The sequence below is a fragment of the Bradyrhizobium sp. LeoA1Lang genome (assembly GCF_055413685.1).
Genome location: NZ_JBVAPG010000031.1, coordinates 1 through 25,882 on the forward strand (window position 1 = coordinate 1; position 25,882 = coordinate 25,882).

Below are 25,882 nucleotides of genomic sequence, written 5' to 3' on the forward strand. Positions count from 1 at the left end.
AAAGCCTTCGTGGTAACGCTTGTCATGGCGTGGTCTCCAGCCCGGCGCGTCAACGCCGGGTGATTCGAGGTTGATCACCCCGGAGACTACGCCACTTTCAATTCCAACCGCTTTTCGGACGGCACCGACCCCCCACGCCCAACTGGTGTCAGCAGAGAAGCCGCCATACCTGAATCTTAGTTTCAGTTCGGCACCGTAATTCTCGGCTTTGTCATAGTTGAACGCGGTGAGCACGTAGGCCTGGCCGAACTGGCCATCGTCGAGGAGGTCCCTGGCGGTCTTGTAGTAGATGCTGCCGCCGAGTTCGAGGGTCGGACAGTTTGCGGCTGCGACCGGCGCTTTGGAGGGTGTTGCGCCTGGTGTCGTCGGACATTGCGGCAGCAGTTGCTGCGTGAAGCCCGCGTCGTACACATTCGCCCGTTCGGGTTGGATCGCACCGACATTCTGGAGAGGAAAGCCGGCCACCTGGCCGGGCAGCACGGCCGCCTGATCGGGGGTGATGATTGGGGTGCCCGCGGTAGTGCCATTAAAGATCTGGGTCGGAATCGTTCGACCAAGCACTTGTTGTGGCGGTTCGAACGTTCGCATGTAACCGATGTGCAGGACGGTCGACCACCATGGCTTGTAGGTCAGGCTCGCGCGCGGGCTGAGCTGGTTCGCGTCGACGTACTGGTAGATTTGATCGAACCGCAGGCCGTAATTTAACGTGAGTTCGTGGGTCAGCCGCCATTCGTCCTGGGCGTAGGCCCCGAGCTGCCAGCCAAACAATTTGCTGCTATCGAGAATGTTGAAGGGCCTGTCGATCGCCGTCAGGCCGCTCGGATCGTTCGGGTCTAGCGGCTCGACGGTGCTTACGGTTGCGATCTGGCTCTGCTCGCCGTTGGTGTAGAAGCCGGCGCGAAGAGTGTGCGCATCGTTCAAGCGGTACGCGAAATCGCCCGACACGCCGTTCAGGAAGGAACTGCGATAAACATCGGATGCGACATTGTTGATGAAGAGATCGCCCACCGGGTCGGGAACGAAGTGAACATCGCTATAACGCGAATAATACGCGAGCTGGGCATCGAAATTGCCCTCCGACTTCTGCCAGGCAATGACGTTGTAGGCGTTCTTCTCATATTGATTTTCATTGAGGGTGGCCGAATCGAAGCTACTTTTGCCGAAGGCTGTATAGGGGGGAGCATTCGGGTTGGGGATGCCATCCGGGTTGAGGCAGGGGTTCGCGGGATCGAAAGGACCGCCGCAAAAGCCTCCCACATTACCCGGCTGTCCGGGATTGTTGGGAATCTGATAACGGGTCTCGCTGAAACCTGAAATGGTGACCACGCGCGCCGTCGGATCAAGCACCGTGGACGTATAGGCGAAGAACCTGCCCTGTTCCGAATGATCGTGAATGGCGTTGAGGGTAGCTATGGGATTCTGGAGGCCGAGGCCGGTGCTCAAATAGCGGCCGGTGACGTAATAGTCGGTGTTGCCCTCAACCCCGCCATATTCGAAGCTCGGTGTAATGGTCTGGCGGCTGCCGCCGTAGATACTGACGCTGCCGCCGGAGAGCGCCGCTCCGCTCTTGGTCGTGATGTCGAGGATGCCAGCCGTATGCAGGCCATATTGGGCCGGCAGCGCGCCGGTGATCAGTCCTATGCTGCCGATGAAGGAGGTCTCAAGAAGCTGCGAGAAGCCCGACACGCCATCGGGCAGCAGAATCCCATTGATCCGGTACTGAACGTTAGCATGCTCATTGCGAACGTGAAAATCGCCCGAGCTCGTCGAATCCTGATAGACACCCGGAAATTGCAGCACGACATCTTTGAGCGGAGCGGCGTTTCCCTGCGGGAAGTTCTCGATATCCCTCTGGCTAAGTTGATAGTTCGTCGTGCCAACCTTGGGCATGATGACGTTGTCGCGCCGCTGGTCGAAGGTCTGGGTCTGCTGGACGACTTGGCGATTCGCCGCAGCTTGGGCCTGTTCCGCGCTTGGCACGGCCGTCGCTGTCGACGGTGGATTACGCACGACCTGCCTTGGCGGCGGCGTTCGCGGCCGCCGCCGCTCGACAGGCGCGGCGACCCGGGTCTCGGGCAGAACGTTGGCTCCCGGAGGCGCGGCCTGCACGGCCGGCGTTGATTGCGGGGTCGGCGAATTGGCCGGTGACTCTGAGGGCGCCGGCGTGGCCGAGCTTTCCGGCTGCGGCGAAGGTTGCGCGGACGGGGAGGCACTCGGCTGCGGCGTCGAACTCGTCCCCTGGGGGGCCGGGCTGGGGGCTTGGGCGAGCGCGGCTGCACCCGATGCCACCACGAGCGTGAGCGACGATGCCGACAGCAAAATGCCGCGGAAGGTGCGAAAGAGAAACGGAGTGCCCATGAAGGAATGTTTCCTGACTGAACGCCTGCCCGCGACGCAAAAGCGTCGTCGTACGGAAGGAGCTTCGGCCCCGGCTCGCGGCGCGCCCCCATGGCGCGGCGCCAGCGGGATCGAAGCAGCGATGTCAGGAAATCGGAGGTCCGCGTGATTCAAACGCGGCCCGCGGCGGTTGTAGCAAGAAGCGGAAATGATCGATCGGATGATCGATCCTCGCATCAGCAAATTCCACGAGCAGCGCTGGCGGAGTTGGCGCTAGGCCGTTGCCCATGACCGCAGTGGCCATGCAGATTGGACAGAGATAGTCGGGATGGCTGTCTGACGGGCTATGACGATTCTGGCCGCCATCGGCGCCCGCTATGGCGGCAATCAGCACGCCGGAGCGCTCGGGCACTTTCCCGGCGAAGCCGTGAACGTGACCGAAGGCCAGCGTCAGGTTGATGACGAGCGCGATCAGCGCAAGCCATGAACCGTGCCTATTATGTTTCCGAAACCAACGCATCCGGAAGCAATGCCCTTCGCTCGAAGCCGATCTTATCCAAGCTTGTCGTAACATCAAAGGGTCGAAAATTGGCCTTGCGGTCGAAAATCGACCAGCCGTCGGGCGAAGACCTAAGTTATTCGACGGGGACCGGTGATGATCGTCTCCGGACCGCCTAATTAGCGCGACCTCAGGAAAAGAATCACATCTCGCGGACTTGGCACCCGAGCCTGGCAGCGGTGTTGTCTGTGCCCGCGTAGCGACATCGGTTTCCAACTTCACAGGTGGAAGTCGGGGTACTTGCGCCGGCCAGCGTCTAAACCAGCGGGCCCTCTTGAGCTGTCGCAGTTATGCCGGAGATTTGCGGGATAGCCAGTGCGAGCGACAAGGCACAAGCGAGAAGATTTCACTGTGCCTTGCAAATCGGCGTTGGCCGTTGCGCTGGTGCCGGATGATCCTTCTTGTATCGAGCCAGGATCGGCTCGAGGGTTTCCTTTGGCCAAAATTTTGGAGCCCGGATTTCGTTCAAACAGGAGGCGTTCCAATATAGTCCCACGCCGGATAGCGACCGGCCGGCCGCAACTGCTCGCGCGACGGCTTCGATGTCGGCAGAGTCAGGATAGATGTAAAGCGTCGTCGGATTATCCTTCACCATCGCGATGATTTGGCCGGCGTCCAATGGCGACCAACTGGTGCAGCCGTTGCTGCGGCCGCCAGCGTAATCCTCTAGTGTTCCAAAGGGAACGTAACCGTCGCGGTTTGCGTACGGACTGCGTGGATCCTTTCGAAGACAGACGTTCCTCAACAACTCGGCCGGATGCCCGCCGATCTCGCGCTGTCGGGCATTTGCCGTCTCGCCCCCGCCATCAAACTGAACAAACGAGCGTATCAGAACCGCGTCTTGTTTCGCCGAAACACGGTAGTAGCCTTTGAAGGACATCGTCGTCTCGCCTGTTACATAGGCCCCGCCAGTCGTCAGAGTTGAATCCATCGCGTTGCCGAAGTTCTTCGCGCAGCGTCTTCCGTTCGCGAAATCCGCGACGCCTTTCAAATCGCGACCGCCGCCGTGACCCGACGAAATTGCACGAAACGATCGCTCGGATTCGCAGATAACGTAGAACCGGCGCGCCAATTTGCCTTCGCCTAAATCGTTGGGACGCGTCGCGTCCATCGCGAAGTAGCAGGGATTCTTCACCGCGCCTTGGTTCACTTTTTGCTGGTAAAGCGCACGCGCCCTCTGCAACACCACTTCTGTGATTTGACCTTCGCCTTCGCCGACATGGGCCCTCAGCCAAGCCGGAACGTTCAACGGTTGCTGCGCGGCAAAAGACCGCGGCGACGCCAATAAGGCGATTACGATGATCAAGAGGCTGAAGATCAGAAGGATGGATCGTAACCGCACCGGATCAATTCTCCTGTTTCCAATCCTTGTTCACGCAAGTTCAAGCATCGCAGTGTATCCAACAGTTAGCGCGGGCTCTCGCGGCGGGACAGCGAGCTACTGCACGGTCCCTTGCGCCTTCTCCCGATCACATGTAATGTTATAACATGACGTTTCGGATCGCAATGAGCTCAGGGGGCATTTCGCATCAAGTTGCTAACGCCTCCTTCCGCTCGATCCCGGCCCGAACCCGACCATGCGCGGATCAGCGATCGACGATATGGCGAAAAGCGCCGCCCCCACGAAACGCAAGGAGATAACAACACCATGGCCGATGCTGCACCCCAGATTCCCGTCACGGTTCTGACCGGCTATCTCGGCTCTGGGAAGACCACGCTGCTGAACCGCATTCTATCCGAGACGCACGGCAAGCGCTTTGCGGTGATCGTGAACGAATTCGGAGAGGTCGGCATCGACAACGATCTCATCGTCGACGTGGACGAGGAGATTTTCGAGATGAACAACGGCTGCATCTGCTGCACGGTCCGCGGCGACCTCATTCGCATTATCGCGGGGTTGATGCGGCGCAGCCGCGGCTTCGACGGCATTGTGATCGAGACCACGGGGCTCGCAGATCCCGCGCCGGTGGCGCAGACCTTCTTTGTCGACGAGGATGTCCGCCGCAAGACGAAGCTCGACGCCATCATCACCGTCGCGGATGCCAGGCATGTCCTCGAACAGATTGGCCGAGCGCCGGAAGCGCAGGAGCAACTTGCGTTCGCCGACATCGTTCTCGTCAACAAGGTCGACCTTGTCGATGCGGGCGGCCTCGCAACGGTCGAACGTCGCATCAGAAACATCAACCCTTATGCGAAGATTCACCGAACGGAGCGCTGTGGTATCGATCTCGCCCAGGTCCTGGGACCAGACGCCTTCAATCTCGAGCGCATTCTCGAAGTCGAGCCGGCATTCCTCTCCGAAGCGCACGAGCACGAACATGACGACGGGATCGGCAGCATCTCCCTAGTCGCCGATCGACCGATGAAGCCCGGCAGGTTCGTGTCCTGGATTCAAGATGTCACCCAGCGCTACGGAACGGACATCCTGCGCATGAAGGGCATCGCATCCATGGAGGATGACGATCGTCGGTTTGTCGTTCAGGGCGTGCACATGCTCATTGAAGGCGGAAGTCAGCGTCCCTGGAAGGAGCAGGAGCCGCGCCAGACACGCCTTGTTTTCATCGGGCGTGACCTTCCGAAGGACCTGCTCAGGCAAGGCTTTGAGGCTTGCTACGCCTAAAGGGAGTGCAGATGGGCAAGATCGTAGGATTCGTTTCGAAATCCGAACTCGAGCGGCTTCGCCTCATTCGCGAAGCCCGCGCGATATATGAGAGCATCTTTCCACCGGCCGATGCGGTTGACGCGTGGCCCAATGACCGAGCCGGCAAGGGTAAGGCGACCGGGTTGAAAGGGTCCTCGAGCAGAAATAATGCGTATGACCGGCCGTTCATCGCCGCTCGATAGCCATGTTTTCCTCGTCCATTAATGATCGCCAAACGACGCGGCCATTGCGCGTTCGGCCGATGGCTGTAGTTTCTGGCTAGGAACGCGAGAAGGGGAACCGCTCCTTGGCAGGGGCGAAATCGATCTCGGCGCGGGCCTTCACCCGGCCATGCGGAGCCTGTCTCGCGCTGGCGGCGCTGATGCTGCAGTTCGCGTTGTCGTTCGCGCACGTCCACAAGCACGATCTCGCCTTTTCAGGCTTCGGCCGCACCAATGTCGAGAGCCTCAGGCACGCTGGGCCACCACGGCAAGCCGTAACGCAGCTGCCGGCGCGGCTGGCCGATCACGATGACAATTGCCCAATCTGCTTCTCGGGCTTGCTGCTGTCGAACTCTTCATTACCGGATGCTTCGGTAAATCTGCATCTGCCGCAATTCGCTGAGACTGATCGTGCGTTCAATCCAGTTTCCGATCGGGTGTTTCAACAGCGTCACGCGGCATTCCTGGCCCTCGCGCCCCCGCCGTCTGAGGCCTTTGCCGCCCCTTCCGTCTTTGCCGCAGGACATGTAAAGCGGCCGCCACGGCAAAGGTCATGCAGATTGAGGTCTACGATCCCACGATCTTCGTGGATTTCGAATTTGCCAAGGATAAGCCGGTTTCCTTGAGCGGCGCGCCGCAATGCAATCTGACTTACGATCTGCCGCACCAGCCGGCGGAACAGTTGCGGCTCACTCAGCTCAATAGCGATCCGCTCGATGCCTCCAGCACCTACGGAGAAACTTTCGCGAACAAGATGCTGGTGAAGTGCCCATGACCAGACCGCGCGCCGTCTCCGCCACTGCCCTCGTGGCGATCCTTATCGCATTTGCAGGCGGCATCGTGTCGGTCTGGAGCGCGCCGTTTGGTGCGCCGCATCCTGCAGCAGCGGCATCTCCGCTTCGGGCGTCAGCGGCTGGATTTTCGCCGAGCAGGCCGCCTTCTACCGTTCGCTGTCGGGCTTCATCCGGGCGAGCAAGGAAGATGGAGCCGCGATGTGGGGTCTGTTCGGCATCTCGTTTCTCTATGGCGTCTTTCATGCTGTGGGCCCAGGACACCGCAAGGCCGTCATTTCTTCCTATCTCGTCGCCAATGAAGAGACCTGGCGCCGCGGCGTTGTCCTGTCATTCGCGTCCGCTGGCATCCAATCCGTTGTTGCCATTCTTGTCGTGGCCATAGCCGCGGCTCTACTTGGCGCGACGGCCAAGGTGATCGGCCTCGCCGTCCACGTCGTCGAGATCGTCAGCTATGGCCTCGTCATCCTGATCGGCCTGCGGCTTCTCTACGTCAAAAGCCGTGGTTTTCTCATCGCCTTCCGCGAACTGAGGTGGGCCGATGCGTCTGTCCTAAGCGTCGCCTCGGGTTATGGCGGCAAGACCTTCCAGCTTGGCGCTCCGCGCCTTGGCGCGATCGCCATGCGCGGCGGCCAATGCAGCTCGATGGATGCATGGCGCATGGTCCGGACGCGGGCCGGGCCCGGCATGCTCGCGATGCGCGCGATCGAGGCCGGCGCCGCAGCACTTATCGTCGCCTTTGGGACATTGCTCCTGGCGGGTTACATGGCCAGCGAGCGACTCTGGATGTTCACCGGGTAGAGTGCGCCGCAAGAACCTGGAGCTGTCGCTCATCGGCGTGCTTGCATTCCGCAATGATAGTCTCCGTCATCGCGCCGATCCCCGAGGTGACGCCTCTGCTATCCACCCCGCGTCGGTCTAAGTGCCAGCCTGTGAGCACATTGGGCGACGATTTGATCGAATTGCTTACTCGAGCAAGTGAGGCCGAGTTACAGTTTCGGTGCGGACGCGCATATCGCGCTGTAAAATAAAGCCAAATTGGCGCGACACGGCCGATGAAGATGGGCACTATTGTTTCGCCGCACGATGATGGAGCGGCACAAGCATGCGCTGCGGCCAGCGAATGCATTCATTCGCGGACCGCAGACGCTATGGCTATCGTGGTGCCATTCCTTGCTCAGGCCGCGAAGATGAAGCGTGTCCCCGTATAGGAGCGCAGCAGCTTGTTCGGCATCTCGGCTTTGGCCATTTCGTAGAATGGCTCACCAGTGCAGTGCAGTGGAATTACGTACTCGATTTCCATGCTCTTCAGCGCAGCGATCGTGTCGCGCACATAGTCTTCCTTGTAAGGCGCAAGGTGGAACCCGCCAATCACGGCATAAACCTTGTTGATGCCCGAAGCCGCCTGTGCCTGCTTGATCGCGTTGATCACCCCGCGATGACTGCAGGACGTCAATACGATCAATCCGCGGCCTTTTAGATTGAATGCTGTCGCGATCTCATGCCGGAACTGGTCCGGGATGACTGCCTTCGTCCGTTCGTCCTCCGGAAGCCGCTCGGCATAGCAGCCAAAGCCGTGGTCGACGCCGATCTTCATGGCGCTGGGCGACAGCAATTTCTCAAAGCTCGCCTGGCCGATGTGGCCGGTGGTGAAGCCGTGGTCGGCGATGAGGGCCGGTTCTTCTGCGTATGTGACCGCAACATTGGCGTCTTCCAGTGCCTTGCGATCCAAGGCTCCGAAGTCGCCGCGTACCGGCGGAGCTGTCCATTCGCGCGAGCAGAATGCCTCCTCGCCGCCGACGTAAATCGGCAGCTTGGCTTTCAGCTTGCTGTTGTTTTGCCGTAAAAAGCCGGCGAGGCCGCCAAAATGATCGTAATGACCGTGGCTCAAGACAAGGGCGTCAAGCGCGGCCGGATCGATGCCTACGAGATTGGCGTTGTTGACCAGCGCGTCCGGTGTGAAGCCGAAATCCATCAGGACATTTCGTGTTTCAGTGCCGCGCTGCGACTCGACGTGCATCGACAGTCCGAACTCACTGATCAGCGTTTTGCCCGGCGGCTTGCCACCGCCGATGCCCCAGCCGAAGTGTTCGATCTCGACATCAGAAACCTTCCGGCTCGGCGCGACAGCGAATTGATAGCTGTCGACCACCACGCATACCGCCACACGGTCAATCTCGGGCACCTTGCCGGCAATCGTTTCCGCGCGCACTGGCTTCGCGCCGCCCATCAACGTCGCCACAATAGCGCTGAACAGGACAGCACCGCCACCGCACACCACGTCGCGTCGATGAATCGCATTGCACTGGCAAATTAACATGATCAAATCCTCCCCTGCGTGACCTCTGCTGCCGCAAGGCGTCACGTGGAAACGCACTCCAGGGCGGAGGCGTTGGGGTGCCGAACACACCAGCGTCTGGCAGCCCGCACACCGAGGATTAGGGGCATCCTATCCCGCGCTTGCCACCGTGGCGAGTCTCATTCTGCCTCGGCGAGGCCAAGCGCAGTTTCGACTTGCTGCAAATAGACAGTCACCAATCAGGATAGCGAGATGCAATCGCACGGAGCCGCGCAAGGTCGTAATGCGCGCGTTAGAACTCAAGAACATGCGGATCTTGTCGTGTCGCCGTGTCCAACTCGGACGAGCGTGAGCGGCGGCCTGCGAGCGCTACTCCGACCGCTTATCGAAACGATCGCTGGGCTTAGACTGGCGAACTTCCGACTGACGTCGTCAGCTGCCAAGCTATCTGAACTTGCCGACGATTTTCCTTCACATCTGCTTACTGGCTCGAACGTGGCGAAGCTGGAGTTTCGGTTCGCGCGCGCATATCGCGCTGTAAAAATAGAGGAAATTGGCGCACCCGACACGATTAGAGCGTGTGACCTTTGCCTTCGGAGGGCAACGGTTCTACGCTGACAAGATACCCCCTTTTCGAATTCCGCGATTTTGTTGGCTTTTGCCGATAGTGAGATTCACGACCTTTCAACATTCGCCTTCAGAGCGTAAAGCCGAACTCGCTCTGGGCTCACGAACCGTCATGCAGAAGATTGGATAAGGTATCGTAGGTTCGGTTGGTGTGGGGAAAGACGGTAGCGCTCCACTGACTAGACCCCCCGGCCGCTCACAAAGGTCGTGTCACGGCGGTGGGGGTCCGAACCCCGGCCAGAAACCCTGCTTCTGCTCGCTTCCAATTGGTTGGGTCGTCGCCGTCGCCGTATCAAACTTTTGCTCAAATGCTGGCGGGCCTTCGCGGTTCCACCATCCGCCACCCAGCGCCACATAGAGGGCTGCTGTGTCTGACAGACGGTTTGCTCCTGCTTGGACCACCTGGATCAGCGCCTGCAAATAGGTCGTCTGCGCGGTGAGGAGCACAAGGACATTGGCATCGCCCGTTTCCATTCGCTGGCGCGCCAGATCGAAGCTGATCTTGGCGGCGCGCTCGAAATCGCGCGCGGCCTTGAGTGCATCGGCATCGTTTCGCGAGGCGTGCGGAGCATCGGCGACATTCTGCAGAGCTCCGACGACCGTGGTACGATAGGTCCACGCCGCCTGCTCGAAAGTAGCTTGCGCCGCACGCTGTTCGTGAAGCAACGTGAATCCGTCGAAGATGGTGTGCGCAGCATTTGCGCCCACCGTCCAGAACAAATTGGCGGGGGAGATCAGGTTGGCGAGTTCCAGCGACGTGTAGCCGCGGGTCCCGTTGATCATGAAATTCGGGAGCATGTTGGCGATCGCGACGCCGACAAGGGCGCCCGCCGAATGCAATTGTTCTTCCGCCGCGCGAACGCAGAGAGATTGAGAGGGACGTCGGTGCTGAGAGGAATACTTGCATTCGGCTTGACGCGCCGCCCGATCGTTCTGCTCGGCCTGTTGGTGTTCATCGGCGCGGGGCTGTTCGCCTACACCAAGCTGAACATCGAAGCCTACCCCAATCCGGCGCCCGTGATCCTCGAAATTACCGCACAGGCACCGGGCCTGTCGGCCGAGGAGATGGAACGCTACTACACCATCCCGATGGAGGTCGGCCTCTCCGCGACTCCCGGCGTCAATGTCATCCGCTCAAATTCGTTTTATGGCTTGTCGTTCGTTCGCGTCGTATTCGACTATGGGGTCGACTATTACTTCGCGCTCACTCAGGCGGCGCTCAATCTGCAACAGCGCGTAAGCTTTTCCGGCGGTCGCCTCGATTTACTTACGCAAGCGACTGTGGCCGCTAACGTTCAGGCCCTTCATGTCCCTCGAACAGGATGCGCTGGGCTGCGCCTTCGAGGTCGTCATATTGGCCGCTCTTCAGCGTCCACATGAAGGAGGCGAGACCAGCGAGACCGAGACCAATGGCGATCGGCACGAGAAAGAAGAAGTCGATCATTTCAATGCCCCGAGTATGAAAGGCGCTTCCGGGCGGCGGATGTCTCTTCGCTCGCGTCGTTTCGACACCCGGACATCGAGACGCAACGCATTGGCCACGACCGTGACTGATGACAGCGACATTGCGACGGCCGCCAGCAGCGGCGTAACTCCGCCGAACACGGCGAGCGGGATCGCCACGATGTTATAGGCGATCGCAAGTATGAAATTTTGCCGAACCAGCGCACCGGTCGCGCGGGAAATCGCGATCGCCTGCGGGACGGACTGAAGGCTGTCGCGCAGGAACACGAGGTCGGCGGCGTTGCGGCCGATATCTGACGCCGACGCTGGCGCCATCGAGACGTCGGCCGCCCGCAGCGCGGGCGCGTCGTTCAGACCGTCGCCGACCATCAGTACCTTGTTGCCGGCCTGCTTCAGTGCTGAAATGTGCTGGATCTTGTCTTCCGGTCGGGCATCAGCGGTCCAGGTCAGGCCCAGCCGCTTGGCGATTCCTCGTACGCGCTGGTCCCTGTCGCCAGACAGGATTTCCACAAAAGCTCCTGATTTCCTCAGTTCGGCGACAGTTTCTTCTGCGCCAGGGCGCAATGTGTCGTCGAGGCAGAAATAGGTCATGCCTTTACCGTTGATCGCCAGCGCGATGGCTGCGTCGTGGTGTCTCTCGCAGGAAGGTCTGTCCGCAACTGCCCACTGCGGCCGTCCCAATCGGTAGACATCGGTACCGCGCCGCGCTTCGAGACCGAAGCCCGGATGCTCTGACACCGCATCGAAGGTGATCTGTCGGCGATCGTTCCCTAGGGCGGCCAACGCCTGCGAATAGGGATGGCGAGAGTGCATGGCGAGCGCGGCGGCCAGGGCGAGCCTATCGGGTGCAGTGTCGCCCTGTGTCGTGAGCCGTGGCTGGCCGGCGGTCAACGTCCCCGTCTTGTCGAAGACCACAACGTCGACGTCGGCAAGCTTTTCCAGCGCACTGCCGTCCTTGATCATGATGCCCTTGTCGAACAGCCGCCGGGCGGCAACGACATGGACCATCGGAACAGCAAGGCCAAGCGCGCAGGGGCAGGTGATAATCAAGACGGCGATCGCGATGGCGATAGCGCGGTGGGCGTCGCCGGAGGCGATCATCCAGCCAAGGAACGTCAGAAACGCGACGGAGTGAACGAGCGGCGCATAGAGTTGCGCGGCGCGGTCGGCGATCCGGCGATAGGCCGATCGGCCGGTTTCCGCCGCTTCCATCATCCGCTTCATCTCGGCGAGGAACGACTGATCCATCGTCGCGGTCGCGACGATGGTCAGCGGCCCGATCAGATTGAGGATGCCGGCCTGCAGTTCTGTGCCTTCGGCCGCGGGCTGCGGCGCGCTCTCGCCCGACACCAGGGAGTAGTCGAGCTCGGACGTACCCTTGATCACGCGTGCATTGACGGGGACGCGTTCGCCGGCGGCGAGCAGGATCGTCATTCCCGGCACAATCTGCTCGATCGCCAGATAGGCTTGCGTGCCGTCCGGTCGCAAAACCAGTGCGCCGCGCGCCGACAAACGCGCCAGTCCGCCGACCGCCTGCCGCGCCCGCTCTCGCATCACATAGTCCAGCGTCCGGCCGATCAGAAGGAAGAACAGAAGCGACACCGCAGCGTCGAAATAAGCGTAGGGACCATGATGGATGGTTTCGTACAGGCTCATAGCGAAGGTGAGCAGGACGCCGATCGAGATCGGGACGTCCATATTGGTCCGGCCCTGCTTCAGGCTGCGCCAGGCCGAGCGGAAGAAAATCCGGCCGGAATAGATGAGCGTCGGAAAGGCGATCAACGCCGAAATCCAGTGGAAGAGATCGCGAGTTTGCGCTTCCGCGCCAGCCCAGACCGATACCGACAGGAGCATGATGTTGCTGGAGGCGAAGCCTGTGACCGCCAGCGCGCGCAGCAGGTGGACCAACACCGCGTCCTTTTTGCCAGCGCCGACATCGTGGACGTGAGCCTTATAGCCGATGGCGTTCAGCGCCCGTATGATTGGTGGAGGGGAGTCTCCGCGCCAAAGGACGGTGACCCGCCGTGTCGACAGATTGGCCCGCGCTTTCGCTACGCCCTCGAGCTTGCTGAGCGCCACCTCGATCTGCTGCAGGCATCCGCCGCAATGGATTTCGGGCACCGACAAGTCGGTCTGACGCAGCCCGTCGTGGACCGCCTGGCTCGCGAGCAGGATCTCGTCATCCGGGGTTATGACCTGATGCAGATAGAGTTCAGCGCCGGGTGCGCAGCAACTCATGGGATCGGCTCCGTCGTTCCGCGGGAAGTCACTCCGTTTCCGGTTGCGCGGCGCGATAGGCGTGCCAGGTGGCGTGACCGAGCAGCGGATAGATCACGACGAGCCCCAGCATGCCTGTGGCAAGGCTTGCCAGAAACAAAGCAAGCACGATGGCCGCCCAGATCAAGAGGACCCGCAAATTGTTCCAGACCAGCGCCATGCTGGAGCCCATCGCGGTGAACGCATCGATGCGCTGGTCGAGCAGCATCGGAATCGAAAAGGCGCTGATCGCGAAGGAGAACGCCGCGAACAGGCCGCCGACGGCGGTACCGACGATCAGCATCGCCCAGCCGATGCCGGTGGTGAACAGCATCGACGCGATGCGATCGAGGCCCGGAAATGCCACCATGCCGAAGAACAGGGCATAGATCAGCACGGCCGCACGGATCCACACGATCATCAACAGGCAGAGCAATACGCCGGTGAACAGGATCTGACCGCCGGAACGCGGCCTGACGAAGAAGATGTTTTGCCAACGTAGCGGCAGGCCTTCTTCGATCCGGCGACTCTTCTCGTAGAGCCCGACGGCCAAGATCGGGCCGATCACCATGAAGCCCGCCAAGAGCGGAAACAGGATGTAGTCGCGCTTGAGGGCAACCAGGCCCGCCACCAGCCCGACCGAGATCGCAAGAATGATCACCCCATAGGCCAGGCTCAGCGGCATCTGCGTCACGAAATCCCGCCAGCCTTGTGCCAACCATTTGAAAGGATCGGCCGTCGTCAATGGTCGGACCCATTGGTTGGCCGTCGAGAGCGGCGGCGCGACCGAAGGAAGCATCGTCATCGCTCGTGTCCTTCTGCAGATGTGCGGATGGCGGGCGGCGAGCAGGACGATTTGGCCGCGTAGTACAGGTCGGGCGCATCACGGGCGTCGCCCTGACGGAGATGGCTGACGCAGGCCGGCTGCGAGGTCGATGCGACATAGATGAGGTGGGTGTTGGCGGCCAGGACGGCGATCACGCCGCACACGACTACAACCCACACGCAGATGTTCGCCCTGCTGGCACTGCGTCGGTCGATGGCGAGTTCGTTCATTGGCCAGCCATCCTCTTGTCGACGAGGTAGAGCGTCAGGATCTTGCGATCGAGTTTGGACAATCGGTTTTCCCAGGTCGGCATGTGTCCCTGGCGGCCGCCCCAGACCGTGCTATGGATGGTTTCGAAATCGCCGCCATAGATCCAGAAACTGTCGGTCAGGTTGGGCGCGCCGACCTCCGGATTGCCCTTGGCATCAGGACCGTGACAGGCGACGCAATTGGCGGAGAAGATCGCTTTGCCAGCCTCTACCTTGGCGGGATCGACGTCCTTCGCGCCTGGATGCGACAAGAAATAGACAAAGCCGACCACATTGACGACGTCCTGGCGAGGCAGCATCTGATCGCGGCCGAAGGCCGGCATTTGCGAGACATGTGTGTCGGGGTGAGCCGAGTTGATGCCGACGCGAATGGTATTGAAGATATCTTCGGGCTTGTCGCCCCATAACCAAGAGCTCGTCGTCAGGTTCGGAAAGCCCGGGCCTCCCTTGGCGTCAACGCCGTGGCATACGGCGCAATTGTTGCCGAAGAGGGCGCGACCGGTGCCCCGTACGATCTCCATCAGAGGCGGATCGGACTGGATCGCCGCAAAATCCTCAGTCTCGATCCTCTTCGTCCAGACGCTGCGTTCGACCGCGGCCTCCTGCAAGGAGGCTGCGACAAGCTTTCGCTGATCGATGCCGAGCAGCCCCTTGGTGTAGGTCACGCCGAGCGGCCAGGCCGGCATCAGCACCCAGTAGCCGACCGAGAACAGGAAAGCCAAACTCAGGAAGAAATAGAGCACGCGCGGGACCGGCGTGTTCAACTCCCTCAAGCCGTTCCATTCATGGCCGGTCGTGAGATAGCCAGTATAGCTGTCGCGATCTGGTTGCTCTACCGCCATGGTCCCGCCTCATCGCGAAAGATGGATTGCGCGGCATCATCGAAACGCTTCTTGTTCGACGGCCACATCGCATAAATCACCACCGCGACTGACAGCGCGATCAGGTAGAACAGCCCGAACGATTTTGAGATGCCGACGAGCAATGCATGTTCGACGATCATTGGCCTGCCCCTGCTTGTGCAACCGATTTATGCGCAGCGTCAGTCAGCCGGCCGAGGACCTGAAGATAGGCAACGAGCGCGTCCATTTCGGTCAGGTAGCTGGGTCGGCCGTCGAATGCGCGCATCGTGGTGGCCTTGCCGTACCGCTTGGTCACGCCGTCCGCTAACGGCGAATCCGGATTGGACTGCGCGTAGGCGTCAAGCGCGGCATTGGCGATCATCTCTTCGGTGTAGGGTACGCCGACCGCGCGCTGGGCTTTCAGGTGAAGGCCGAGATCGTCAATGCGCAGTTCGGTCATGAGCAACCATCCGTAGGCCGGCATCACCGAGACCGGCACCACGTCGCGCGGATTGTTGAGGTGAGCGACGTGCCACTGGTCGGAATATTTCTCTCCGACCCGCGCCAAGTCCGGCCCGGTGCGCTTCGAACCCCACAACATCGGATGGTCGTACTTGGATTCGACCGCGAGCGAATACGGGCCGTAGCGGTCGACCTCGTCACGAAGCGTGCGGATCATCTGCGAATGGCAGGCGTAGCAGCCTTCGCGGATGTAGATATTGCGGCCGGCGAGCTCGAGCGGCGTGTAGAGCCGCATGTCGGGAGCGTCTTCCACGGTCTGGTGAATGGTGAAGAGCGGCGCAATCTCGACCAGACCGCCGATGCTCGCGACGACGATGATACCGAGCGTCAGACCGATCGCCTTGCTTTCCAGCCGGTAATGCAATCCGAAGAACGACATGGCGTTTCACTCCGCGGCCCGCAGGGCGCCGCCGCCGACCACGGCCGGTTGCGGAATGTCGGCGGCCAGGTCCGTCACCGCGCTGGGCACCTTGATGGTCATCCAGATGTTGTAGGCGCCGACGCAGCCGCCGATCAGGAACAACAGGCCGCCGACCGCGCGCGCGATGTAGTACGGATGCATAGCGACCAGCGTGTCGATGAAGGAAAAGGCGAGCGTGCCGCTCTCATTGTAGGTCCGCCACATCAGTCCCTGGACGATGCCCGAATTCCACATCGCGAACACGTAGATGACGGTCCCGGCCAGCGCGAGCCAGAAATGCGCTTCGACGAGCTTTGGCGAATACATCTGCTCGCGTTTCCAGAGCCAGGGTACCGTGGCATAGATCGATCCGAAGGTGATCATCGCGACCCAGCCAAGCGCGCCGGCGTGGACATGGCCGATGGTCCAGTCGGTGTAGTGCGAGAGCGAATTCACCGAGCGGATCGCCATGAACGATCCTTCGAGGGTGGTGAGGCCGTAGAACACTCCCGCCACCATCATGAAGCGCAGCGTGGCGTCGTCGCGCACCTTGTCCCAGGCGCCGTTCAGCGTCAGCAGCACGTTGCCGGCGGACGCCCATGAGGGGATGAGGAGCATCAGCGAAAAGGTCATGCCGAGCGTCTGCACCCACTGCGGCAGCGCAGTGTAGTGCAGGTGATGCGATCCGGCCCACATGTAGAAGAATGTGATGCCCCAGAAGCTGATGATGGACATCCGGTAGGAGAAGATCGGACGACCCGCCCGCATCGGGAGGAAGTAGTACATCATGCCGAGGAAGCCGGCGGTAAGGAAGAACGCGACGGCGTTGTGTCCGTACCACCATTGCGTCATGGCGTCCTGAACACCCGAAAAAGCCGAGTAGCTCTTGGCGTGGCCGAGCGAGACCGGAACAGCCAGATTGTTGACGATGTGCAGGATCGCCACCACCAGGATGAACGCCATGTAGTACCAGTTGGAGACGTAGATGTGCGGCTCCTTGCGCCGCGCCAGCGTGCGCAAGTAGACCAGGAAGTACACGACCCACACCACTACCAGCCAAAGGTCGGTGTACCATTCAGGCTCGGCGTATTCCTTGGACTGGGTGATACCCATCATGTAGCCGGTGACGGCGAGCAGGCAGAACAGGTTGTAGCCGTACACCACGAACCACGGGCTCACCTGGTCCGGGAGGCGGGCGCGTGAGGTGCGCTGCAGCACGTAGAACGACGTCGCGATCAGCGCGTTGCCGCCGAAGCCGAAGATCACGGACGTGGTGTGGACCGGCCGCAGCCGGCCAAAGCTCGACCAGGCGACCCCAAACGTCAGGTCGGGCTCGACAAGCTGCCAGGCAACCCAGTCGCCGACCGCAAGCCCAACCACGGCCCAGATCATCGCAAGGACGATGGCGACCTTGCTGGGATCATCGTAGTAGTGCGCAAGCCGCTCGTCGGATGGCGCCGGCGCGAAGTAGCTTTCGCCGATGCGAAAGATCGTGAGAATGCCCGCAAGGAAAACAAGGGCGCCGTGAATGCCCATCGCGTCATCGCGTCCGACCAGGATCATCAGGGCGCCACAGACCGCCACGGCCGCGCTGATCATGATCGCGTACTGCCGTTCGATTAAGGTAAGCTGGGCGATCATGGCGGCTGCCCCCGCGCAGTTCTTGAGGAAGATGCGCCACGAATTTGGCTGACGTGACCGCCGGTTTCGCGAAGCCGCTTGCCGATTCGAGAACGTCTTTGCTGCGTTCTGCCGAGCTTTGGATCGGTGACCGCGTGCACATTTGGCTCGATGGTCCAAGCCGCAAATCCTCCTTTCTCCTTGAAATCGATCGCGGCAAGCGGCTCTTCGGAGAGCCCAAACCGTGTGGGTTCGGCGTTGTTGGTGCGTAGCAGCAAAAATGGATTATCGGGAGGACGACGCTGGCGGTCGTCCCGCAAAGGGAGCAAGATCGGTAAAGACCTCTGCCGGAGATAACGGCAGACTGTCCGGTTCAGACCCGGTCGATGGCCGTTTCGGACCTTCACAAATGCCGAGCGTCACGCGACGCTTCAGGCCAATATCGTGCGTGGACGGTCGCGCAGCAAACGGTAGACCCGGCGATCCGCGCGATCGAAAGAGCGGACGTCGCAAGGGCCGAAGGGAGAAACAAGTTCGAGGGAGGCCGCCATGGTCGGAAGGCTGATTCAGGTCGCTAAATCCGCCTATCAATATCCGCTCATCTTCAAGCAGTTATTGCACACGCCGCTACTGCAGTCGCCGGATCAGGAGATCGTTTATTGCGACCGAAGACGTCTCACCTATCGACAGGTCGGCGAGCGGGTCAGCCGGCTCGCCTCGGCCCTGAGCAAGCTAGGCGTCAAGCCCGGCGATACGGTCGGCGTTCTTGACTGGGACAGCAACCGTTTCCTCGAAGCCTTCTTTGCGATCCCGATGATGGGGGCGGTGCTGCAGACGGTCAACGTCCGCCTCTCGCCTGAACAGGTTGCCTATACGATCAATCACGCCGGCGCCTCGACGCTCCTCGTCAATGACGACTTCGTCGGCCTCCTCGAAGGCCTGATGCCGCAGTTGCCGAAGGTCAAGACGCTGGTCGTGATGTCGGACCGGCGCGCGCCGGAAACAGGGAGCCTTACCTTTGTCGGGGAATATGAGGACCTGTTGGCTGCGACCTTGCCGGACTACGATTTTCCGGATTTCGACGAGAACACCCAGGCGACCACCTTCTACACGACCGGCACGACCGGCTTGCCGAAGGGGGTCTATTACAGCCATCGGCAGCTTGTGCTGCATTCGCTCTGCGAACTCGCGTTCTTTGGCATGGCGACCCGGCAAGGCCGGTTCTCGCGCGACGATGTCTACATGCCCATGACACCGATGTTCCACGTCCATGCCTGGGGCTTCCCCTGGGCGGCGACGGTTGCGGGCGTCAAGCAGGTCTATCCCGGACGTTATGATCCGGCGATGCTGCTGAAGCTGATCAAGAGCGAAGGCGTTACCTTCACCCATGGCGTCCCCACGATCCTGCAAATGCTGCTCAACGCCGCAGCGGCGGCGAAGACCGATCTTGCGGGCCTGAAGATGGTCGTGGGCGGCTCGGCCTTGCCGAAGGCATTGGCCAAACAGGCTATGGCCGCGGGGGTCGATATCTTTGCCGGCTACGGCATGTCCGAGACCGGCCCGATTGCCGCGGTGGCTCACGTCATGTCGAGAGACCTCAGCGGCGATCCGGACCAGGAGATAGAGTTCCGGACCAAGGCGGGAATGGCGGCGCCGCTGGTCAACCTTCGTATCGTCGATGAGGACATGAAGGATGTCCCCCATGACGGGAAGTCGGCGGGAGAGATCGTGCTCCGCTCTCCCTGGCTGACGCAGGGCTATTTCGACAATCCCGAAGGTTCCGAGCAGCTTTGGGCCGGTGGCTATCTGCATACCAACGACATCGCCGTGGTGAGCCCCGGTGGCTATGTGCACATCACCGACCGCCTCAAGGACGTCATCAAGACCGGCGGTGAATGGGTGTCGTCTCTGCAGATCGAAGACTTGATCACGCAGTGTCCCGGCGTCTTGGAGGCCGCCGTGATCGGCGTCAAGGATGACCGCTGGGGTGAGCGGCCGCTGGCGCTGGTGGTGAAGGAAACAACCGGTGCAGGCGGGGCGACGGATGTTGCCGTGAAGGCCCACCTGAAGGTGTTCGCCGACAGGGGCGTCATCTCGAAATATGGAATCCCCGAGAAGATCCTTTTCATCAACAGCATTCCCAAGACGAGTGTCGGCAAGATCGACAAGAAGGTGCTGCGCGAGAAGTACGGCGACATGTAACCGCTCGGCATCCATCAGCGCATCGAGGAGTTGACAGATGAGCAACCTCACACTTGCCGCTCTCGGCGAACGCGTTGGACAGGAGCTTGGTCTTTCCGATTGGGTCACGATTGATCAGGCACGGATCGATACCTTTGCATCCTGTACCGGCGATAATCAGTGGATCCATGTCGACGTCGAGAGGGCGAGGCAGGAAAGTCCCTTCCGCGGTCCGATCGCGCACGGCTATCTGACGCTCTCGATGGTCGCTCCGCTGGCGATGGAGGTCGGTGTCATCCCGAAGGATGCTGCCGCCGGCCTGAACTACGGCATCGACAAGGTCCGCTTTCTCGCGCCGGTGCCCGCCGGCGCGCGCGTCAGGCTGCGCGTCGTTCTCGCCGGGATCGAGCCGAGAGAGGGTGGGCAGGTGATCATGAAGACTCAAAACACGCTGGAAGTGGAGGGATCGGAGAAGCCGGCCCTGATTGCCGAGACGCTGGCGCTACTGATTCCCGCGAAGGGAGCAGGACAACAATGAGTGCGGAGAAGCGCGAGCAGATATCGCCGACGCCGGGGATATCCGAGGAAGCGTCCAGAAATACGCTGGCGCTCAATCCCCTTGTTGGCATTCAGGGGCAGGATCTGGTCGAAAGCGCGGGTATCCTGTTCAAGGCGGTTGTCAACGAGCCGAAAGTCGCCACCGAACAGTGGCTTTCCTTCCTGGGTGAGCTGGGCTCGATCGTCGCCGGCAAATCCGAGCGGACGCCGAAGGCGGGCGACAGGCGGTTCTCTGATCCCACCTGGAAGGAGAGTGCGCTGCATAGCGGACTACTGAGGGCCTATCTTGCCTGGGGCGACGCGGTCAACGGCTTCGTCGACAAGACGAGCCTCAGCCAGATCGACAAGGCGCGGGCACATTTGATCACGGAGATCCTGGTTGACGCCGTCGCTCCGACCAACGCAATCCTGACCAATCCGGCGGCAGTTCGAAAATTCGTCGATACGGGCGGCCAAAGCCTATTGCACGGGCTGAAGAACTATCTCGATGACCTCGCCAGGAATGGCGGCATGCCGTCGATGGTGGATCAAACCGCCTTCGAGGTTGGCAAAAACCTCGCGACGACGCCGGGCGCGGTCATATTCCGCAACGAATTGCTGGAGCTCATCCAGTACGCGCCGACAACAGAGAAGGTCTGGAAGCGACCGCTGGTCGTCACCCCTCCACAGATCAACAAATATTACGCGCTCGATCTTTCGCCCGACAAGAGCATGGTTCGCTTCCTGCTCGAGAGCGGAATTCAAACCTTCTGCGTAAGCTGGCGCAATCCGACCGCGGCCAACCGCGACTGGGGTCTGGACACCTATGTGGCCGCGCTTGACGGAGCTGTTGACGCAGCGCGCGAGGTCACCGGCTGCGACGATATCTCGATGATGGGATCCTGCTCCGGCGGGATCACCGCGACGGCGTATCTTGCGACGCTGGGCAGCGCGGCGGAGCTGAAAATCAGGAACATGGTCCTGGCAGTCTGCCTGCTCGATCCGAACACCGCCGAGGAGAGTGCGTTCGGTTGCCTGATGACGCCGGAGACGATGCGGGCCGCCAAGGAGAGCTCCCGCCTTCGCGGAATCGTCGACGGCCACGATCTCGCGCGGATGTTCGCCTGGATGCGGCCCAACGACCTGATCTGGAATTACTGGGTGAACAATTACCTGCTGGGCAACCAGCCGCCGGCCTTCGATATCCTGTACTGGAATGCTGATACAACCCGTCTTCCAGCCCGCCTGCACCGTGATTACCTCGATCTCTATTTCACCAATCCGTTCGTCAGCGCCGGCAAGCTCACGCTGAGCGGCAAGACCATCGACATGAGCAAGGTGAAGGCCGACAGCTACGTTATCGCTGGAGTGACTGACCACATCACGCCGTGGAAGGGGGTCCACAGGACCGCGCAGATCATGGGCGACGCGACAACCTTCGTGCTGTCGAACAGCGGTCATCTGCAGAGCCTGCTCAATCCGCCGACCAATCCGAAGGCTTCATTCATGATCGGGCCGGTCAATCCGGCCGGCCCTGACGCTTTCCTTGCGAGGGCCGAGAAGCGGAAGGGAAGCTGGTGGCTCGATTGGCGGGACTGGCTCCATCCGCGCTCGGGCGAGGAGGTGAGCGCGCCCGCGTCGCTTGGCAGTGAACGCCATCCCGTCCTTGGACCCGCGCCGGGGACCTACGTCTTTGACTGACGACCGCACCAGCGCCGACCAATCGAGCAGCCGGAAGCCGGGCTCGACCGTTATGAATCCGAACGAGATTGAGGTCCGACAAATTACGATTGGCGCGCAGTCATTGCGGGTTGCGATCAAGCGTGGGAGCGGCGACAGCCGACCGCTTCTGCTGTTCAACGGAATAGGGGCAAACTGGGAGCTGGCGAGGCCGTTCCTTGAGGCGCTCACCAGAACGACAGCGATCATCTTTGACGTGCCCGGCGTTGGCGGATCGCCGCGACCTCTGCTGCCGTATCGCCCGTCGACGCTCGCGCGGCTCGCCGCCGACCTCGTCGCGGAGCTCGGTTACGATGAGATCGACGTGGCCGGCGTGTCCTGGGGAGGCGGCATCGCGCAGCAATTCGCGCATCAATATCCAAAGCTGTGCCGGCGACTGGTGCTCGCCGCGACCGCGCCAGGGGCCATCATGGTGCCGGCGCGCCCTTCGGTGCTGTGGATGATGGCGACGCCGCGCCGCTATGTCGACAAGGAATACTTGAGCAGGATCGCGCCGGACATCTACGGCGGCGCGTTTCGCAAGGACCCGTCCTTGATCCGCCCCCATGCGGAAGCGATGCACGGCGCACGCAACTTGGGCTACCTTTATCAGCTTCTCGCCATGGTCGGATGGACGAGCCTGCCATGGCTCTGGTCGTTGCCGCAGAGAACGCTCGTTCTGATGGGCAGCGACGATCCGCTGGTCCCGCCGATCAACGGCCAAATAATGGCGCGGCTGATCCCGAACGCCGAACTCCGCATGATCGACGACGGACATTTGCTTATGGTGACGAAGCCGGGGGAAACCGCGGCCCTTATCGAGGAATTTCTGGCCGACGAGCGCGAACGGGGCGAGCCGGAGCGTGTCCGCTTTCGCAAAGGGGCGGCCGAATGAGACATCTCTTGCCGAAACCGGATGGCGAACGCGCATAACCTAGGCACAGCGAGAAGGGAGGAAATCATGACGGATGCGACCTCACCATTCATTCCAGGGAGGACCCCATGGCGAACGCGCAGGCAAAGCTGACGGAGAAACCGGGTTACGTACCGCCGCCGATTGACGGCGACTTCTACAGGATCGCAAGCGTGCTGAACAATGAGGAGCGTGCGTTGCTTGGGCGCGTTCGCGCCTTCACGGAAGGCGTGGTCGCGCTTGTGATCGAGGACTATTGGGGTCGTGATGAATTTCCGTTCGCGATCATTCCCAAGATGGCCGAAATCGGCATAGGTGGCATCGGCTACCAGGGGTATGGGGCGGCCGGAGGCAGCTGGCTGTTGAACGGCTTTGTCGCGATGGAGCTGGCGCGCGTGGATGCGTCGGTCGCGACGTTCTGGGGGGTGCACACCGGGCTGTCGGCGGGATCGATCTATCTGTGCGGCGACGAGGAGCAGAAGCAGCGTTGGCTGCCGGCCATGATGCGCTTCGATTCAATCGGCTCCTTCGGTTTGACCGAGCCATTGGTAGGCTCAGCAACATCGGGCGGAATGATGACGTCCTGCCGCCGTGAGGGCGACAGCTGGATCCTCAACGGCCAGAAGAAATGGATCGGCAACGCCACCTTCGCCGACATCAACGTGATCTGGGCGCGTGAGGAGGGCTCAAACCAGGTCAAGGGCTTCGTCGTCGGAAAGGACAATCCGGGCTTCTCGGTCGAGAAGATAAGGACCAAGATGGCTTTGCGGGTCGTTCAGAACGGGCTGATCACCCTGAAGGACTGCCGCGTTCCCGAGGCGGATCGCCTGCAGAACGCCAACACGTTCAAGGACACGGCAAAGGTCTTGAGAATGACCCGCACCGGGGTGGCGTGGTTCGCCGTGGGCTGCCAGATGGGCGCCTACGAGCATGCGCTGCGTTACGCCACCGAGCGAATGCAGTTCGGCAGGCCGATCGGCGGCTTCCAGCTCGTTCAGGATCTCCTGGTGCGCATGCTCGGCAATGTCACATCGACCCAGGCGATGATGCTGCGACTCGGGCAGTTGCAGGATGAGGGCGTGATGCAGGACGAGCACGCCTCGCTCGCAAAAGCGTTCTGCACTGTGAAGTGCCGCGAGACGGTCGGCTATGCCCGCGAGCTGCTCGGCGGCAACGGCATCCTCCTGGAGAACCACATCGGGCGCTTCGTGGCCGATGCGGAGGCAATCTACTCCTATGAGGGGACCAGGGAGATGAACACCTTGATCGTCGGCAAGTCCATCACCGGATTGAGCGCTTTCGTATGACGAGATAGGGTTTGCATAGCGCGTGCCCACTATTGGACCTCCGCGCCAGCCATCATCAGTTCCGAAATCGTGCCGTAAACAGCGATCCAGGCGGCGCGAATCTCCGGCGTGAACTCGTCGCCAAGGAATTCTGCGAGCGTCAAGAGCAGTGCATTGGCAACCTTGTCGTAATCGGTCGAAATTGCCCCATAGTGGCAGTGACGCGTTCCCAGGGCGCGCACGCCGCCCTCGATCTCGGTTATCCGGTTCAGTCCTTTGACGAGAGAACTCAGCATCGACACCAGCATCCGTCTCTGGAGTGCGAGGTCGCTCTTGAACAAAGGGCGAAGTTCCGGATTGGCCTCGAACAGAATGCGGTAGAAGCGTTCGCCGAACGCGACCAAGCGCGGAGCGATCCGGTGGAACGATGACTGGACCAGGAGAGCGGGATCGGGGTTCGTGAATCCGTCGCAATGGTAAAGCACGGTGTCTTCCGACATGCCTTTGAGCTGTAGCTTGTGGCTCGCGCCAACTCGAAGGGCGCCGGGCAGCTCGGCGACAATGCTGCCGCTCAGGAGTATCGAAGAATTGAGTTGCTTGGTCATGCGCTCGATTCGGCTGGCAACGTTCACGGTGTTGCCGATGACGGTGATCGGCCGCTTTCCTGGATGACCGATTCGGCCCAGGATGACCGGTCCGAAATGCACGCCGATGCCGAGACGAAGCGAGATGTTGAGATCGCGTTCGAACATCGGGGAGAGCCGCTGTGCGGCGTCTTGCATCGCGATCGCCGCACGAACGGCATTCCGGCACGCGACCGCCGGCCGCTCACCGCGGATGCCAAAAATCGCAAGCAGACCATCGCCAATGTATTTGTCGATGAATCCATTGTTGTTCAGCACGACTTCCGCCGCGGCCGCGAAGTGGCCGTTCAGGAAATAGACGACGTCGTAGGGTAAGCTCTTTTCCGTCTGACTGGTGAAGTTGCGGATGTCGCAAAAGAGGACGGCTACTTCCAGTTCCCGCTCCTCGACGCCGGAAGGCGCGCCCAGTTCATCGAGGTCAAGGACCACGATGTCCTGCGGGCTCTGCAGGAGCCGGCGCGCGACGAGGTCGCCGTGTACCCTGGTCTGACAGGCGAGGCGCGTAAACTCATCCCACCCGCGCTCCGATGCGACGCGCTCCTCGAGCGGCGTGCGGGCTGAGACATGCGTGAGGCCATCGAGGATCCTGACCCGGCAGGTCGTACAGCGTGCTTGGCCGCCGCACTGGTGGTGGTGCGGAATCCGGTTCTGGATTGACGCCTCGAGCAATGTCTGTCCATCGGCCGCCTGGATCGTCGTTCCGTGAGAGTTGGTCACGCAATGCACGGCATCAGCTCCCTGCTTGCTCAATCCCTTGCTCTCCGCGAACAATCAAAAACCGCGCCGCTGGCCGAAGGCCGCCAGCAAAGGATTCGCCGAGAAGCTCATTGTCACCGTTTGGAGAAAGCGCACGCCCGGTGCTTGCATCGGTTTGACGGCGGCGGAACGCTCTTGCTGTGTTTCCACGAACCAGGCGCGACGGTTTTGA

At 61.2% G+C, this 25,882-nt stretch carries 23 protein-coding genes and 2 pseudogenes; 10 read left to right on the plus strand and 15 right to left on the minus strand.

Annotated elements, in window-relative coordinates; all coding sequences use genetic code 11:
* From ACZYOF_RS13355 to ACZYOF_RS13365, 3 genes are all read right to left on the minus strand, one after another.
* The coding region (locus tag ACZYOF_RS13355; RefSeq protein ID WP_463716040.1) for a TonB-dependent receptor at nucleotides 1-2,358 on the minus strand (2,358 nt) is incomplete at its 3' end.
* A 124-nt stretch (nucleotides 2,359-2,482) separates the two neighbouring features.
* Complete coding sequence (locus ACZYOF_RS13360; RefSeq protein WP_394567286.1) at nucleotides 2,483-2,911, minus strand: DUF2946 family protein; 429 nt, start codon at nucleotides 2,909-2,911, stop codon at nucleotides 2,483-2,485.
* Between the two features lie 331 nt (nucleotides 2,912-3,242).
* Complete coding sequence (locus tag ACZYOF_RS13365; RefSeq protein WP_463716041.1) at nucleotides 3,243-4,238, minus strand: hypothetical protein; 996 nt, start codon at nucleotides 4,236-4,238, stop codon at nucleotides 3,243-3,245.
* A gap of 306 nt (nucleotides 4,239-4,544) precedes the next feature.
* Here ACZYOF_RS13365 and ACZYOF_RS13370 point away from each other — a divergent pair, with 306 nt between their 5' ends.
* The 4 genes and pseudogenes from ACZYOF_RS13370 to ACZYOF_RS13385 all read left to right on the plus strand — a co-directional run bounded on the left by ACZYOF_RS13370 (nucleotide 4,545) and on the right by ACZYOF_RS13385 (nucleotide 7,350).
* Nucleotides 4,545-5,516, plus strand: coding sequence for a CobW family GTP-binding protein (locus tag ACZYOF_RS13370; RefSeq protein ID WP_130577847.1), 972 nt, complete (start codon nucleotides 4,545-4,547; stop codon nucleotides 5,514-5,516).
* A gap of 11 nt (nucleotides 5,517-5,527) precedes the next feature.
* Nucleotides 5,528-5,740 (plus strand): hypothetical protein, encoded by a 213-nt coding sequence (locus tag ACZYOF_RS13375; protein ID WP_130577811.1) that lies wholly within the window; start codon nucleotides 5,528-5,530, stop codon nucleotides 5,738-5,740.
* Nucleotides 5,741-6,305: 565 nt separating this feature from the next.
* Nucleotides 6,306-6,533, plus strand: a pseudogene (locus ACZYOF_RS13380) (DUF1007 family protein); the annotation flags it as partial.
* 217 nt (nucleotides 6,534-6,750) lie between these two features.
* The gene (locus ACZYOF_RS13385; protein WP_245475776.1) at nucleotides 6,751-7,350 is read left to right on the plus strand and encodes a HoxN/HupN/NixA family nickel/cobalt transporter; all 600 of its coding nucleotides are present in this window, start codon (nucleotides 6,751-6,753) and stop codon (nucleotides 7,348-7,350) included.
* A 376-nt stretch (nucleotides 7,351-7,726) separates the two neighbouring features.
* On the opposite strand, the gene ACZYOF_RS13390 is transcribed toward ACZYOF_RS13385, so the two are convergent.
* Complete coding sequence (locus ACZYOF_RS13390; protein ID WP_463716042.1) at nucleotides 7,727-8,779, minus strand: MBL fold metallo-hydrolase; 1,053 nt, start codon at nucleotides 8,777-8,779, stop codon at nucleotides 7,727-7,729.
* 906 nt (nucleotides 8,780-9,685) lie between these two features.
* Entirely contained in the window at nucleotides 9,686-10,315 is a 630-nt protein-coding gene (locus tag ACZYOF_RS13395; protein ID WP_463716043.1) for a TolC family protein, read from the minus strand.
* On the opposite strand from ACZYOF_RS13395, the pseudogene ACZYOF_RS13400 reads away from it, so the two are divergent.
* A pseudogene (locus ACZYOF_RS13400) lies at nucleotides 10,310-10,648 on the plus strand (efflux RND transporter permease subunit); the annotation flags it as partial. The gene ACZYOF_RS13395 and the pseudogene ACZYOF_RS13400 sit on opposite strands and share 6 nt — an antisense overlap.
* A 115-nt stretch (nucleotides 10,649-10,763) precedes the next feature.
* Here the strand turns inward: ACZYOF_RS13400 and ccoS are convergent.
* The 9 genes from ccoS to ACZYOF_RS13445 are packed head-to-tail and all read right to left on the minus strand — an operon-like array spanning nucleotide 10,764 to nucleotide 17,952.
* The gene (gene ccoS, locus ACZYOF_RS13405; protein WP_130577816.1) at nucleotides 10,764-10,919 is read right to left on the minus strand and encodes a cbb3-type cytochrome oxidase assembly protein CcoS; all 156 of its coding nucleotides are present in this window, start codon (nucleotides 10,917-10,919) and stop codon (nucleotides 10,764-10,766) included.
* Nucleotides 10,916-13,177 carry a heavy metal translocating P-type ATPase gene (locus tag ACZYOF_RS13410; RefSeq protein WP_463716044.1) on the minus strand — a complete coding sequence of 754 codons (2,262 nt, stop codon included), beginning with the start codon at nucleotides 13,175-13,177 and terminating at the stop codon, nucleotides 10,916-10,918. The genes ccoS and ACZYOF_RS13410 overlap by 4 nt, the downstream gene beginning before the upstream one ends.
* A gap of 28 nt (nucleotides 13,178-13,205) precedes the next feature.
* Complete coding sequence (locus ACZYOF_RS13415; RefSeq protein ID WP_463716045.1) at nucleotides 13,206-14,000, minus strand: DUF2189 domain-containing protein; 795 nt, start codon at nucleotides 13,998-14,000, stop codon at nucleotides 13,206-13,208.
* Complete coding sequence (locus tag ACZYOF_RS13420) at nucleotides 13,997-14,251, minus strand: hypothetical protein (protein WP_130577819.1); 255 nt, start codon at nucleotides 14,249-14,251, stop codon at nucleotides 13,997-13,999. Before ACZYOF_RS13420 ends, ACZYOF_RS13415 begins: the two co-directional genes overlap by 4 nt.
* Entirely contained in the window at nucleotides 14,248-15,132 is an 885-nt protein-coding gene (ccoP, locus tag ACZYOF_RS13425; protein ID WP_463716046.1) for a cytochrome-c oxidase, cbb3-type subunit III, read from the minus strand. The genes ACZYOF_RS13420 and ccoP overlap by 4 nt, the downstream gene beginning before the upstream one ends.
* Nucleotides 15,123-15,293 (minus strand): cbb3-type cytochrome c oxidase subunit 3, encoded by a 171-nt coding sequence (locus ACZYOF_RS13430; RefSeq protein ID WP_130577820.1) that lies wholly within the window; start codon nucleotides 15,291-15,293, stop codon nucleotides 15,123-15,125. Before ACZYOF_RS13430 ends, ccoP begins: the two co-directional genes overlap by 10 nt.
* On the minus strand, nucleotides 15,290-16,033 hold the full coding sequence (gene ccoO / locus ACZYOF_RS13435) for a cytochrome-c oxidase, cbb3-type subunit II (RefSeq protein WP_282527469.1): 744 nt from the start codon (nucleotides 16,031-16,033) through the stop codon (nucleotides 15,290-15,292). Before ccoO ends, ACZYOF_RS13430 begins: the two co-directional genes overlap by 4 nt.
* 6 nt (nucleotides 16,034-16,039) lie before the next feature.
* Nucleotides 16,040-17,695 carry a cytochrome-c oxidase, cbb3-type subunit I gene (gene ccoN, locus ACZYOF_RS13440; RefSeq protein WP_463716047.1) on the minus strand — a complete coding sequence of 552 codons (1,656 nt, stop codon included), beginning with the start codon at nucleotides 17,693-17,695 and terminating at the stop codon, nucleotides 16,040-16,042.
* The gene (locus ACZYOF_RS13445) at nucleotides 17,692-17,952 is read right to left on the minus strand and encodes a hypothetical protein (protein WP_463716048.1); all 261 of its coding nucleotides are present in this window, start codon (nucleotides 17,950-17,952) and stop codon (nucleotides 17,692-17,694) included. Before ACZYOF_RS13445 ends, ccoN begins: the two co-directional genes overlap by 4 nt.
* Nucleotides 17,953-18,223: 271 nt before the next feature.
* On the opposite strand from ACZYOF_RS13445, the gene ACZYOF_RS13450 reads away from it, so the two are divergent.
* The 5 genes from ACZYOF_RS13450 to ACZYOF_RS13470 all read left to right on the plus strand — a co-directional run bounded on the left by ACZYOF_RS13450 (nucleotide 18,224) and on the right by ACZYOF_RS13470 (nucleotide 24,331).
* Nucleotides 18,224-19,876, plus strand: a complete 1,653-nt coding sequence (locus ACZYOF_RS13450; protein ID WP_463716049.1) for a fatty acid--CoA ligase — start codon at nucleotides 18,224-18,226, stop codon at nucleotides 19,874-19,876.
* 37 nt (nucleotides 19,877-19,913) lie between these two features.
* Nucleotides 19,914-20,393: a MaoC family dehydratase gene (locus tag ACZYOF_RS13455; RefSeq protein WP_130577824.1), complete on the plus strand. Its 480-nt coding sequence runs from the start codon at nucleotides 19,914-19,916 to the stop codon at nucleotides 20,391-20,393.
* Entirely contained in the window at nucleotides 20,390-22,093 is a 1,704-nt protein-coding gene (locus tag ACZYOF_RS13460) for an alpha/beta fold hydrolase (RefSeq protein ID WP_463716050.1), read from the plus strand. Before ACZYOF_RS13455 ends, ACZYOF_RS13460 begins: the two co-directional genes overlap by 4 nt.
* Entirely contained in the window at nucleotides 22,086-23,006 is a 921-nt protein-coding gene (gene phaZ / locus ACZYOF_RS13465) for a poly(3-hydroxyalkanoate) depolymerase (RefSeq protein WP_463716051.1), read from the plus strand. Before ACZYOF_RS13460 ends, phaZ begins: the two co-directional genes overlap by 8 nt.
* Nucleotides 23,007-23,113: 107 nt before the next feature.
* Nucleotides 23,114-24,331 carry an acyl-CoA dehydrogenase family protein gene (locus ACZYOF_RS13470; RefSeq protein WP_463716052.1) on the plus strand — a complete coding sequence of 406 codons (1,218 nt, stop codon included), beginning with the start codon at nucleotides 23,114-23,116 and terminating at the stop codon, nucleotides 24,329-24,331.
* Nucleotides 24,332-24,360: 29 nt separating this feature from the next.
* Here ACZYOF_RS13470 and ACZYOF_RS13475 read toward each other — a convergent pair whose 3' ends face one another.
* On the minus strand, nucleotides 24,361-25,704 hold the full coding sequence (locus tag ACZYOF_RS13475) for an adenylate/guanylate cyclase domain-containing protein (RefSeq protein WP_463716053.1): 1,344 nt from the start codon (nucleotides 25,702-25,704) through the stop codon (nucleotides 24,361-24,363).
* Between the last annotated feature and the right edge of the window lie 178 nt (nucleotides 25,705-25,882).